Genomic DNA, 12,237 nt, shown 5'->3' on the forward strand with positions numbered 1-12,237 from the left:
TCAGGGTCGCGTTGCGGCGTCTTGCGACGTCTTGGCCCCGCCACCGACGCCGACGCCACGCCCAGCCGCACACCCTTCGCCGAGCGTGTTCTGAGGGCGAAAATCGTGCCCGATTTTCGCCCTCACTTCACGCTCGGCGCGCCCACCGCGGCGCGCAAAACCGCGCCGGCATGGGCGGGCGCACCCCTGGCGACCACCACCGGCATCGATGTTGCCCCGTTGGTGCGCAGGATCGTATGCACCACGTCGATGAGGTCTTCGATCGGCATCAGTTGACCCGGCATGCAGCCCCGCGAGATCCACAACGGGTAGGTCTGGGACGCCAGCGCCCTGTCCCAGTCCGTGGACATCCCCGTCTGCCCTTCGCCCTCGCCGCCCATGCACTCGCCGACGATAAGGCTGGTGAAGCCGATGTCGGGGTGTTCGGCCCGCCATGCCTCCACGAGCCTTTCCAGTGCGGCCTTGCTGACGCCGTACGCGCCCAGGCCGGGCCAGGGTGGCCCGAATGTTCCCGAGTCCGAGGACAGGTAGACAACCTTGCCGGCCGAGGCGGTCAGGTGCGGCACCGCGGCTGCCGTCGCCAACGCCGCCCCGATGACATTGGTATCGAGGACGCGGCGCCACAAATCGGCGTCGGTATCGACCAGGCGGGACAGCGGACAAATGGCAGATGCATAGACGAGGTTGTCGATGCCGCCGAGCGCGTCGGCCGCATCGTTGATGGCCGACCGGCATGACGCCTCGTCGGTCACGTCACACTCCACGGCGATCGTGCCCGGTCCCGCGTCCGTTGCAGCAGTTTCAAGACGGTCGCGACGCCGGGCGAGTAGCGCGACCTGGTCGCCGCGCTGGGCAAGGCCGACACCAATGCATCGCCCGAGGCCGCTCGAAGCACCCATGACTACTGTTCTGACCATCTCCACCCTCACCGGTCGGCGTAACGGTTGTGGGCTGAAGTGTAACGCTCGTCAGCTGAGCGCGACGGGCACCCGATGCGGTGGGCAGCCACCGTCGGGACCGACGTAGGCGAAAGCACCCGGGCGCCAACCTCGGCCCGGTCACCGGCGATGCCACCATCTTCTCCTTGGACGAGCACCGGACTGTATCGCATAACTATGTGCCACAACATGTTTCGGTGTCACCCATCGAGCTCGCCGCAATCTTGGCGTGGGTGTCTCGCCCTTGTCATACCCGGTGGCAATGCGCGTCCCGCCGACGATACTGCTCAACTGACTCGGCGGGGAAAAAGCCGGCGTCGCCGCACACCTGACAGATTACGATTTGGCCATGTCGCTTGAGGTTGGCCAGGTGTTCGCGGGATACACCATCCTGCGCGTGCTGGGCGCCGGCGGCATGGGCGCGGTGTACTTGGCGGCGCACCCGCGATTGCCCCGCAAAGAGGCGCTGAAGGTGTTGCCGCCCGCGCTGACCTCCGACCCGGAGTATCGGGCGCGGTTCCTTCGCGAGGCCGACCTGGCGGCGGCCTTGTCGCATCCCCACATCGTGCGGATTTATGACCGCGGCGAGGAAAACGGCCAGTTCTGGCTCTCGATGGACTACGTGGCGGGAACCGACGCGGCGCGGCTGGTGCACGAGCACTACCCGCACGGGATGCGTCCGGACGACGTGGTGCAGATCGTGACCGCGGTCGGCTCCGCACTGGATTACGCCCATCATCGGGGGCTGTTGCACCGTGACGTCAAACCGGCCAATATTTTGCTGCACGAACCTGACGGCCAACCCCGACGGGTATTTCTGGGCGACTTCGGCGTCGCACGGCGCATCGACGACGTGACCGGGTTGACGGCGACCAACGTCACCATGGGCACGGCTACCTACGCCGCACCCGAGCAGTTGAGAGGCGAGCCGCTCGACGGGCGCACGGACCAGTATTCGTTGGCCTGCACGGTATTTCACCTGCTTACCGGCGCACCGCCGTTTGACGATGCCAATCCCGCCATGGTGATCAGCCAGCACGTCACGGCGCCGCCACCCGCAATCGGTGTGCGCCGCCCCGAGCTGGCGGCGTTGGATCAGGTGTTCGCCACCGCGATGGCCAAGAACCCCGCCGATCGGTTTGCCACCTGTCAGGACTTTGCCAACCATCTCAGTCAGCACCTCGCGGTCGCGGCGTACCCGCCGGGCACCCCACCGGTCTTCGGCGTTCCCGTACCGATTCCGCCGGCCGCCAGGCGGCGCCCGCGCGCCCTGCTCGGCGCCCTGGCGGCGGTTCTCATGCTGGTCCTGGCCCTAGGGGTTACCGGCGTCATCAAACTCGCCGGCCACCACAAGGCGACCGCGCACACCGCCGGGACACCCACCGTGGCCTCCAAGCCCACCGGCCCCACCGCCAACCGGGCGGCCAACACGGGCCCCTTTACCGGTGTCTACCGGGCCGAATTCGGCAAAGTAACAGACCTCGACGACATCCAGGCGCCGGGCGCGTCGTCGGCAACGGAGGACACCTACGCCGTTCGCTCGCTGTGCGGGTCCATTGGATGCGTGGCGACCGCGACACACCTCACCGGACCGACGACGTTAGCGCAGACGCTCGTGTTCGACCAGATCGGAGATCGCTGGGTGGCAGTAGCGATCGGCAACGACAAGTGCCAAGGGGCCGACTCCGAATTCTGGGAGTCCTTCACGCTGCAACCAAGCGCCAATGGCACTTTCACCGGCGAGTTCACCAGCACCTCCGCCAACGATTGCGCCGGCAAACACAAAGTGACGTTCACCCGCACCGGGGACGTCGATCTGGACACCCTGCCCGATCCGGCCAACTTGTCGCCGCGAGTGGTGTCTCCCGCCGAAGCCCTGCACGGTCACTATCGTGCAATGCGAACCCTCCGCATCCCCAGCACACCCGAGCAGACGGACTATGCGGTCAGCACCGAATGTCTACGCACGGGCGATCGGTGCATGAGCTTCTTCCATTCATCCTCGGGCGCGCCGGAACCGCTAGTGTTCGACGATGGCAGCTGGGTCTATAACAAGGAGTTCGACGCCCAATGTTTGGGCGCCTCAATGCATGTGTCAGAGACCGGACAGTTTCCGCTGCCGCAGCCGACGCGGGATCCCATCACGCTGCTCACCGGTCACGGTAGTGAAACTCAGACCGGCGCCTGCGCGATTAGTGTGGACTACGACGAAACATTTACCCGGACAATCGATTAACGTGCGCCCAGGCCGTCACCGTCGGCAGCGTTTGGCCACCGCATCCGCGTGGCAATTCATTTTGACGACCTGCAGCGGCGAACGTGGTAACGTCCAGTGCCCAGTCACACGAAAGCGACCTGCAGCGTCGGCTGTGGCAGGTCTCCGCGGAACTCACCCGCTGTGAGCTATCCGGTGTGACCCGGGACTTCCGCGTCGGTGACCAAACGCTGAGGCACCCAACGGATTTCGATGATCGGGCGCGGCCACCAGAACCAGTGGCCAAGGATCACCATCACCGCCGGTAATACGTATCTGCGCACGACGAAGGTGTTCAGCAGAGTGCCAATGCCGACCGTGACGCCAATCTGCGCCACGCTCACCACACTGCTGTAGGCCAGGGCGAACATGCCGGCGCCAAAGACGATTCCGGCGCCTGACAGGACGCCGCCGGTCGCGCTCAGCGCTCGGATCATACCGATGCGTATCCCGTAGGGAATCTCTTCGCGGACGCGCAATGCAAACAACAGGCTGTAGGCCGCGCTCGCGGTCAGCAGCAACACGAACGAGACTGGCAGTACCAACCAGTGCAGTTGATGGCCGAATACGTACTGCCAAATCGCTATGCTGGCACCGAGGGCCGACATGTACGTCAGCACAACGACACCCAGGATGATGAACGCCGCGACGGGACTTCTGAGAATTATTCCGGCGCTTAAGAGAACCAGGAACAGCGTTATCGCGCCCAACAGCAGGACATCTCGGCCCTCCAGGGTCTGCAGGTCCTGGATTGCCGGTCCGACGCCGGTGAAATCGATCGCGGTCGGTTTGACGGCGCCTTCCTTCGTGGCCCCTTTCACGCCGATCGAATATGCGCGCGTGCGTTGGGCGCCTTCACCAGTCCACTCCGGCCCGTCGCCGTAGACGAATAAGCGTGTGGCAAAACCGTTGGGCGACAGGAACTGCGCCAGGACCTGGCTCTGCGCCGGATCGTCCAGCGCCTTCATGGCGGCGTTCAGGCCCCTGCCCGGGGTGCCCCGAAACATCGCGGCGAGATTATGCAGGTAGGCGGGTAAGTCTCGGATCGACGCGCCGTTGTAGTTGATCAATCCCTTCAAATTCAGCGTCGCCGCCCGCGCCTGCTGCACCCCGCCAACGGCTCCGCTGAAGTCGAAGTTGACAGGGGCCGAACCTCCGATCGCCGCCGAGGCGGACGCGATGCCGTCGGCCACCTGGCCGAGGCCCTGGGTCACTTTCAGCGTGGTGTCGATGAGGGTGTCGGCCCACCGCACCACGCTTTTGACGGTGGAACACGCGGGGATTTCGTCGCAGCCCTGTATCTCGTTCACCGCGTCGGGCAACCCGGTGAAGGCCTGGGAGAAGTTGCCCATGGCGTTCCGGAGCTTGGCTACCGCGACCTTAATCCGCCGGGCGCCCGCACTGACCCGGGTAAGCCCCGGAGCTCCCTGCTGCAGGCCGGCCTGGACTTCGTCGAGCGCGCCCAAGATGTCGTCCAGCGAGGTGTCGATGTCGATGAGGGTGTCGGGCTGCGATGTGAGTTGGACGGAGGTTGCCTCCAGGCGGTCGCCAAGATTGCCCGCCGGAATCGTCATGGTGGCTTCTCTGGGCACCTCCGAGTTGAGGCGACTCGCGGACTGCACCTTGGTTACACCGGGAATCGTCATTATCGCGCCGGTGATTTGCTCGACCTCTAGCAGACCGCCGGGGCTGCGCAGGTCTTGGTTGCTTTCGACCGTGATGACGTCGGGCGTCAGATGGTTACGACCGAAATGTTGCTCGGACACCTGGTAGCCGCGGGCAGACTCGGATTTCGTTGGGGCCGCTGCACCTTCGTCCCACTCGAACTGTAATTCGCGCAGCGGTATCGCCAGGACGAACATCAATACTGCGCTGAAAATCAGATACCGCGACGGCCAACGCGCCACGCTGACGGCGACACGCCGCCATCGCCTCGCCATCCACTGTTGTGGCGGCTTCAACAAGTCGGCGCTGTCGGCGAGCGAGATGAGGGCCGGCGTCACGGTCAGCGCGGCCACGGCTGCCACGAGAACGCCGATGCCACAAGCGATTCCGGTGTCGCGGAACAGGCTGATCCGCGAAAAGCTCAAACAGCCCAATACCGCCGTCAACGTCAGCGCCGAGCCCGCCGTCACCGGAGCCGCCGCGCTGTAGACGTCGGTCAGCGCTTCCTCCGGTGCTCTGCCCCGCCTACGGCTTTCGTGGTAGCGCCCGAGGAACACCATCGTGTATCCGGTGCCGGCCCCCAGTACGATCACAGCGCCGAGTAGCACCGCAAGCCGCGAGACCCCGATGACGTGGGTGCTGGCGAGAAGCGCGACGACGGGCCTGGTGGCGGCCAAAGCCAGACCGACCGAAACCAGGGGCACCGCCACCGTGAACAGCGACCGATACACGAGCAGCAACAGGACCAGCGCCACGGCGGCGGCCAGCACGAAGATGGTGACCGTCTGTTTGTCCATGGCCGTGTTCTGGTCGACGAGCGCGGCGCCGGGACCGGTGACATAAATATGCAGGCCGGCCGGTGCCTGTAGTCCTGCCACGACGGCGCGGGTGGCCCTCACCGAGTCATTGCCCGGCAAGGTTCCGAGCGTGCCCGTCAGGCGCACCCGAGCTGTCGCGACGTGCTGGTCGCTGCTGAGGGCGGCGGCCGAGGTCAGCTCGGATCCCCACCAGTCCACCACCTCGAGGACGTGCCGGGTATCGCTGCGCAGCACCGCGATCAGCTGGTCGTAGAAGGCTTTATCGGCGTCGCCGAGGGCTCCGTCGCGTTCCAGGACCAGGTATCCAACGTTGTCGCTGGGCGGTACCGAGAATGCCGCGGCCGACCGTTGTACGGCGATGGAACTGGGTGTGTTGGACGGCAGAAACGGCAGGTTCTGGACCGCGACAACCTGTTCAAGTTGCGGGACAAGGTAATTGGCACCGACGGCAGCGAGAATCCAGACGAGGATGACCCATAGCGCGTAACGCTGGGTAAATCGTGCAAGAGCGGTCACCGCATGAGCCTCAGCGCCGCCGGTCAGGTATCACGCGGCCGCCAGCCGTTCAATTGGTGCATCACCTTCGTCACGCTTGACATCGTCGCACAGCCATCGTCCAGGCTGGCTAATTCAACCACCCAGGTCAGCAGATAGCAGAGTTCGTGGGATGCTTGGCCGGCGTCAGCGTGTCGCGGGACGGCGACTCGTCGGGGCGGTGAAGCCTGCGGTGTCGTCGAAGTATGCCCAGCGCCCATCGTCGTTGACCTCCATACGCCAACCGGGTTCCCCATGGTCCGGGATGGTGCTTAGAAACCAGGCATGAGCAGCCTCCGCGCTGTCGAGATCCCTCGTCGCGACGGTTTTGCCGTCGGGGTTGATCGCCCGAAACTCAGCCATGAAATGTCGTTTATCCCCGTTGGGCAAAGTTCAATCTCGTTCAATAGGTCGGGTGCCTGGGTTGGGCCGCTTGCTCGTGGTCTCATCTGTCACACCAGCCGCGCGTCCCGCAAGCTGGCTCTCTTCTGTCCAGCTACGCGCCATGATCTGCGTGTCGTTCGCTGTCGCTCGTAGGTGGGCAAATTGCATGGTGCTGGCCCGCCCGTGGTCGTTGCGGCGCAAGTCAATTGGTCGCGGATCACCTAAACTGCAAGCCGCGCTTGCGTACCCAGAGGTAGGCCACGAAAGTGCCGATGGCCCAGACTGCTATGGCGATGCCGAGATGCACGAAGCTCTTCGTGTCGCGGCCGAATACCGGCCCGATTGCCGCGGGGACCTTTGTCCAGAGGACTTGGTGCTCGACTCCGCCCATCGGGTCGGCGACGTAGTACAACGCGTAAGGCAGCGTCAGGGCCAGAATCCAGGCGCCGGTGCGGCGCCAGTTGCGACGATCATGCCAGCGTTGCGTCAACGGTTCGGAGCCCACCGGGAGCAGCACCGAGATGACGTTGCCGACTCCGAGCCAGGACACGATCGGGACCGCGACGTTCGGGATTGTGTCCCCCAGTTGCGCCGGCGTTTGCTTCCACAGCGTCAACGCCATCGCCACAAGCAGGGTTGGCACCCCGACGATTGCCAGCAAGGTCAGATTTTTCAGCAACAGCACCCGCCAGAATGGCGTGCCGTCGGACAGCCCCTTCGCTACGCGGTGGTGGTCGGCGCCGAACACGTTAGTGGTGGTGACGTCGGCGAGGACGAACGAAGCGAAGTAGGTGCTGATTAGGATCACCCAGTCGATCTGACGCTGGTGGTAAAAGCCGGCATGGTGGTAGCGATGCGCCATTGGGTGCTGCACGGGGTGGGCGGTCATCCGCTGGAACACCAACCACACCACCGCGAGGACCAGGTTGACCACCACGCCTGAAAGCCAGATGCGCGGCGGGGTGAACGCCCAGCGGATCTCGTCGCGCAATGCCCGCCAGAATCCCTGGTCGAAGTGCTTGGCGGCGTGTTCGGCCGCGGCACGATGTGAAGCCTGTGGGGTCAGCGCGCCCAGCAGCGCGTCACGCATGGGTTGACGCTTGGGCGTATTGAACTGCGACATGGGCTCCCCACCGTTCATCGGATCAGACAGACGATAAGGCCTACCCGCGGTGATTGTCAGCAATGACCGAGCCGTCTCCGCGGCAACGCGTCTGGCTCGCGGCGTCGTAACGATGGGGCCGGTGACGGGCCGAAAAGGTACCCAAAGGTTCTACAGGGCTCGAACTTAACTGACTCATAGATAGCCTATCTAGCCTTTTGATGTTGGGGCGAGGTGCTCGAGATATTCACGAGTAGGCAAGGGGAAACACCATGAAACTTCGGCAACTAGTTGCAGGGACAGCGATCGCTGGCGCCCTGGGCGCCGCCGCGTTGGGTGCGGGTACCGGCACGGCCTTCGCCGCGCCGGGAGCAGCGGGCCCCGGTGGCACCCACGGAGCACCCGGGGGCGGCCAGGGCGGTCAGCCCGGTGGCGGCCCGACCGGGCAGTTCGTAGGCCACGGTGGCGGGCCGGCTCCCACCGACCACGGCGGCGGGCCGGCTCCCACCGACCATGGCGGCGGGCCGGCTCCCACCGACCATGGTGGCGGGCCCGGTGGCGGGCCTGGTGGCGGCGGCGGATGGCATGGAGACCCGCAGCGTGGCTACTTCCACGGGCAGCCGTGGGGCAACGGCGCCGCACCGTGGGGCTGGGGCGCGCCGCCGCGGCCAGCCTGGGGCAGACCGCTCCCTCCGGGGGGCGGCGTGTGGACGGGCGGCCCGATCAACTATTACGGCTATAACGAAACGCCCATCTGGGACCCCGGATTCAACCAATGGGGCTTCTGGCTCTTCGGAGTCTGGATCCCGCTGTAAGGACCCGTTTCAGGCGACGCCCGCTCTTGCCGAATGGCGGAGCGGGCGCCGTGCTTGGCACCGGTGGGAGCGCAGCTGCCCGGCGTTACTGAAACAGCCTGCGACTCAGGATGAGAGTAGCTTTTTGCCCGGCTCTCAGCGACAACTCGTCGATGTCACGCCTGGATACGAAACTTCCGCCGGTGACCATCACCGAAACTGATCGAAGCGCCTGACTCGCAATGCGTTTGCGTCCGCGAAAGAGTACAAAACGACCGACATTGTCGCTGAGAGCCGGGCCAACAGTGAGGTCACCACGGCCGAGCGACCAGCGCGACGGAAGTGACCAAAGGTGAAAACTGTTGCTAGCCAGTCGTTTTAGCGGAAGCCAAGCAGTTAGCTCTTGGTGCCAACGGTAATGAGATCGGAGATGACCTGGGTCCAGATGGGTCGTCGGATGCGGTGCTGGTCGCTGACCACCAAGCCGGCGTCCTCGAAGATGGACCGCATCTCTTTCGGCGACGGATTGTGCTGAGGTTTCCATCTACTGGACACCTGCAACACCGCCTGCCGCGAGCTCAGCGTCGCGACGGCCAACAGGCCGCCCGGTGCCAGCACCCGATGGAACTCCCGTAGTGCTGTGGGCTGATCGAAGAAGTGGAACGCCGACGTTGTCACGACTGCGTCGAGCGACCCGTCGTCGAAAGGCAGCTGCTCGGCCGGACCGCGCAACCATTGCACGCGATCGGATTTGGCGCGAGCCTGGCTGAGCATGCCGTCGGACATGTCGACGCCGTAGATCTCGTCGGGCTCGAGTTCCCGCTGGATCCGGTCACTGAGTATGCCCGTGCCACAGGCTATGTCAGCGATACGTTTGGCACCGTGGGCGCGCAGCTGGGCAATCACCTCGTCATGCGGCGGTCGGTACACCCAGTACTGCAGGAACGGTAGGTCATAGACCGGGGATAGGACGCTCCATAAAGCCGTGACCGCGCCGTTGAGGCCACGACGTTGGGGCGCGGTCACTCGCTCAGGACCGACACGTAGTAGATGGTGTCGGCCATCGACACCGAGTCATGCGTCTGCGGGGCCACCTCAAGGCCGTTCTCGGTCAATAGCTGACTCATCGGGGTTCCGACCGACCGCCATCCCAGGCCTTGCAGATAGTCGGCGACGTCCTTGCGCTCACCCTCGAAACCGAGCTGCTCCCAATCCAACTCGAAACCATGCTCACGCCATTTGGCGGTAGACCGGCGCATCATCTCGCGCGCTTGTTCCTTATCGCGCTCCGGCCGGTCCGGGATCGCTTCGACCCCCAACCGGCTGCCCTCGGCGCTGAGAGCGGTGATGTTGTCCATCAAGCGGTCCTGAGCTTCCGGCGGCAGATAGCCGAGGAGACCCTCGGCAATCCACGCGGTCGGCTGGGTCTTGTCAAAACCCGCGTCGGCCAAGGCTTGTGGCCAGTCCTGCCGTAGATCGATGGCGACCGCGCGCCGTTCGGCCGTCGGCTCGGCGCCCAGGCCCTGCAGGGTGGCGGTCTTGAACGCGATCACCTCGGGCTGGTCGATCTCGTACACCGTCATGTCGGCGGGCCACGCCAAGCGGTAGGCGCGGGCGTCCAGACCGGAGGCCAGGATCACGGCCTGCCGGATTCCGGCCTGCGCCGCATCTTCAAAGAACGAATCAAAAAAGCGGGTTCGGGCGGCCATCGCGTCGGGCATGTGCTCGAGCTTCCAGGTGGACTCGTCGTCGTCGACGTCGGCGGCAACCAGCTCACCATTCACCCAGCGGGTAAAAAAATCTACGCCGACGGCACGAACCAGTGGTTCGGCGAATTGGTCGTTGATCACGGGATTGTCGGCCTTGGTCGCGATAGCGCGGGCGGCGGCAACCATGGTCGCCGTCGCGCCCACGCTGGTTGCCAGGTCCCAAGTGTCGTTGTCTGTGCGTGGCACGGCTGTTCTCCAAAAGGTCGTCAGGGATACTTAGCCAGTTTAACACTTAGCTTTGGTAATAAGTGCCCGGCTGTGAACGGCGTCACACGGGCGGCTGTCCGGTCGATCCTCCCGATGCCGGCGGCCCGTGGGCGTTCTCTCGTCTGGGCTGTAGGTTGGCGGCATGAAGTATCTCGAGGTTGAGGGCGTCGGACGGGTCAGTCGAATCGGTGTGGGCACCTGGCAGTTCGGCTCGCGCGAGTGGGGTTACGGGGACGACTACGCGTCCGGGACCGCGCGGGACATCGTGCAGCGTGCGCTTGCCCTCGGGGTGACGCTGTTCGATACGGCCGAGATCTACGGGTTGGGCAAGAGCGAGCGCATCCTCGGCGAGGCGCTCGGCGACCAGCGCGCCGAGGTCGCGGTGGCCAGCAAGATCATGCCGGTCGCACCGTTCCCGCCGATCATCAAGCAGCGCGAGCGCGCGAGCGCGCGCCGCTTGCAGCTGGACCGCATTCCGCTCTATCAGATCCACCAGCCGAATCCTGTAGTGCCGGATTCGGTGATCATGCCGGGGATGCGCGACCTGCTCGACAGCGGGGCGATTGGTGCCGCCGGCGTCTCGAACTATTCGCTGGAGCGGTGGAAGAAGGCCGATGCCGCCTTGGGCCGGCCGGTCATCAGCAACCAGGTGGACTTCTCGCTGGCCCACCCGCGCGCTTTGAAGGATTTGGTGCCGTTCGCCGAGCGGGAGAACCGGATCGTGATCGCCTACAGTCCGCTGGCGCAGGGACTGTTGGGCGGCAAATACGGTTTGGACAACCGGCCCGGCGGCGTGCGGGCGGTCAACTCTTTGTTTGGCACGGAAAATCTGCGGCGGGCGGAGCCGCTGCTGCAGACGCTGCGGGATGTTGCCACACAGGTCGACGCGAAGCCGGCGCAGGTGGCGTTGGCGTGGCTGATCAGCCTGCCGGGCGTCGTTGCCATTCCGGGGGCGTCGAGTGTGGAGCAGCTGGAATTCAATGTCGCTGCCGCGGACGTGGAGTTGAGTGCGGAATCGCGGGAGGCGTTGACGCGAGCGGCTCTTGCGTTTCGGCCCGTGTCGACGGGGCAGTTCTTGACCGAGTTGGTTCGAGAGAAGCTGCCGTTAGTCGGGCGCTAGCTCGCAGCACCGCGCCGGGCATTCGCTTCGCGTTGCCGTTCCAATCACGCAGGCCGGGCACTGCGGTGAGCAAAGCTGCGGACTTATGGAAAGTTCCCACGGGCCGTCCTAAAGTAAATTCGCCGCACTTGATAAAACACGAATCGTCGGCGGGGATGTGCCAGCTGAAAGGCAGAAGGGGATGAACTTTTCGGTATTGCCACCAGAAATCAATTCGGCGCTGATGTTTTCCGGCGCTGGTTCGGGTCCGATGCTGGCGGCCGCGGCCGCCTGGAATGGTTTGGCCGCCGAGCTGGATTCAGCGGCACAGTCGTTTTCGTCGGTGACGTCAGGCCTGACCGCTGCGGCGTGGCAAGGGCCGGCGTCTCAAGCGATGACGGCGACGGCCGTGCCCTACGCCAGCTGGTTGAGCGCGGCCGCAAGCCGCGCATCGCAGGCCTCGGCACAGGCCGAGGCGGTCGCGGGGGCATTTGAGTCGGCACTTGCGGCCACGGTTCATCCGGGGACGGTAGCCGCGAATCGATCTGACTTGGTATCGCTGGTGGTGTCGAATTTGTTCGGGCAGAATGCTCCCGCGATCGCGGCCACCGAAAGCCAGTACGAGGAGATGTGGGCCCAAGATGTGGCGGCCATGGTGGGATACCACAGCGGA

10 protein-coding genes and 2 pseudogenes are annotated in these 12,237 nt (G+C 64.9%); 6 read left to right on the plus strand and 6 right to left on the minus strand.

Features of this window, described 5'->3' with window-relative positions:
* Nucleotides 1–122: 122 nt before the first annotated feature.
* The gene (locus JO236_RS04120; protein WP_293325112.1) at nt 123–917 is read right to left on the minus strand and encodes an SDR family oxidoreductase; all 795 of its coding nucleotides are present in this window, start codon (nt 915–917) and stop codon (nt 123–125) included.
* A 370-nt stretch (nt 918–1,287) separates the two neighbouring features.
* Here JO236_RS04120 and JO236_RS04125 point away from each other — a divergent pair, with 370 nt between their 5' ends.
* Together JO236_RS04125 and JO236_RS04130 are read left to right on the plus strand one after the other, a co-directional pair.
* Nucleotides 1,288–3,174, plus strand: a complete 1,887-nt coding sequence (locus tag JO236_RS04125; RefSeq protein ID WP_293325115.1) for a serine/threonine-protein kinase — start codon at nt 1,288–1,290, stop codon at nt 3,172–3,174.
* Nucleotides 3,175–3,257: 83 nt separating this feature from the next.
* Nucleotides 3,258–3,332 (plus strand): annotated as a pseudogene (locus tag JO236_RS04130) (hypothetical protein); the annotation flags it as partial.
* Between the two features lie 9 nt (nt 3,333–3,341).
* Here JO236_RS04130 and JO236_RS04135 read toward each other — a convergent pair.
* The 3 genes from JO236_RS04135 to JO236_RS04145 form a co-directional block, all read right to left on the minus strand.
* Nucleotides 3,342–6,191, minus strand: a complete 2,850-nt coding sequence (locus JO236_RS04135; protein ID WP_293325118.1) for an RND family transporter — start codon at nt 6,189–6,191, stop codon at nt 3,342–3,344.
* A gap of 165 nt (nt 6,192–6,356) precedes the next feature.
* Nucleotides 6,357–6,572 (minus strand): hypothetical protein, encoded by a 216-nt coding sequence (locus tag JO236_RS04140; RefSeq protein WP_293325121.1) that lies wholly within the window; start codon nt 6,570–6,572, stop codon nt 6,357–6,359.
* Nucleotides 6,573–6,810: 238 nt separating this feature from the next.
* Nucleotides 6,811–7,716: a hypothetical protein gene (locus tag JO236_RS04145; protein ID WP_416362148.1), complete on the minus strand. Its 906-nt coding sequence runs from the start codon at nt 7,714–7,716 to the stop codon at nt 6,811–6,813.
* A gap of 43 nt (nt 7,717–7,759) precedes the next feature.
* On the opposite strand from JO236_RS04145, the pseudogene JO236_RS04150 reads away from it, so the two are divergent.
* Together JO236_RS04150 and JO236_RS04155 are read left to right on the plus strand one after the other, a co-directional pair.
* Nucleotides 7,760–7,843: pseudogene (locus JO236_RS04150) on the plus strand (type II toxin-antitoxin system PemK/MazF family toxin); the annotation flags it as partial.
* Nucleotides 7,844–7,967: 124 nt separating this feature from the next.
* Nucleotides 7,968–8,510: a chitin-binding protein gene (locus tag JO236_RS04155; RefSeq protein ID WP_293325123.1), complete on the plus strand. Its 543-nt coding sequence runs from the start codon at nt 7,968–7,970 to the stop codon at nt 8,508–8,510.
* Between the two features lie 375 nt (nt 8,511–8,885).
* Here JO236_RS04155 and JO236_RS04160 read toward each other — a convergent pair whose 3' ends face one another.
* Both JO236_RS04160 and JO236_RS04165 read right to left on the minus strand, forming a co-directional pair.
* Nucleotides 8,886–9,515, minus strand: a complete 630-nt coding sequence (locus tag JO236_RS04160; RefSeq protein ID WP_293325125.1) for a class I SAM-dependent methyltransferase — start codon at nt 9,513–9,515, stop codon at nt 8,886–8,888.
* On the minus strand, nt 9,512–10,444 hold the full coding sequence (locus JO236_RS04165) for a class I SAM-dependent methyltransferase (RefSeq protein WP_293325128.1): 933 nt from the start codon (nt 10,442–10,444) through the stop codon (nt 9,512–9,514). The genes JO236_RS04160 and JO236_RS04165 overlap by 4 nt, the downstream gene beginning before the upstream one ends.
* 163 nt (nt 10,445–10,607) lie before the next feature.
* Between JO236_RS04165 and JO236_RS04170 the strand changes: the two genes are divergently transcribed.
* Both JO236_RS04170 and JO236_RS04175 read left to right on the plus strand, forming a co-directional pair.
* Nucleotides 10,608–11,585, plus strand: a complete 978-nt coding sequence (locus JO236_RS04170; RefSeq protein WP_293325131.1) for an aldo/keto reductase — start codon at nt 10,608–10,610, stop codon at nt 11,583–11,585.
* A gap of 181 nt (nt 11,586–11,766) precedes the next feature.
* Nucleotides 11,767–12,237, plus strand: a 471-nt coding sequence (locus tag JO236_RS04175; protein WP_293325134.1) for a PPE family protein, incomplete at its 3' end; no start/stop codon positions are given.

Origin of the sequence: Mycobacterium sp. (assembly GCF_019247635.1) — a bacterium.
In the GTDB taxonomy this organism is placed as follows: Bacteria; Actinomycetota; Actinomycetes; order Mycobacteriales; family Mycobacteriaceae; genus Mycobacterium.

Excerpts from the sequence above, each read along its gene's own strand:
- JO236_RS04170 (WP_293325131.1), top strand. The coding sequence starts at position 10,608 with ATGAAGTATCTCGAGGTTGAGGGCGTCGGACGGGTCAGTCGAATCGGT.
- JO236_RS04145 (WP_416362148.1), bottom strand. The coding sequence starts at position 7,716 with ATGTCGCAGTTCAATACGCCCAAGCGTCAACCCATGCGTGACGCGCTG.
- JO236_RS04125 (WP_293325115.1), top strand. The coding sequence starts at position 1,288 with ATGTCGCTTGAGGTTGGCCAGGTGTTCGCGGGATACACCATCCTGCGC.
- JO236_RS04120 (WP_293325112.1), bottom strand. The coding sequence starts at position 917 with ATGGTCAGAACAGTAGTCATGGGTGCTTCGAGCGGCCTCGGGCGATGC.
- JO236_RS04140 (WP_293325121.1), bottom strand. The coding sequence starts at position 6,572 with ATGGCTGAGTTTCGGGCGATCAACCCCGACGGCAAAACCGTCGCGACG.
- JO236_RS04155 (WP_293325123.1), top strand. The coding sequence starts at position 7,968 with ATGAAACTTCGGCAACTAGTTGCAGGGACAGCGATCGCTGGCGCCCTG.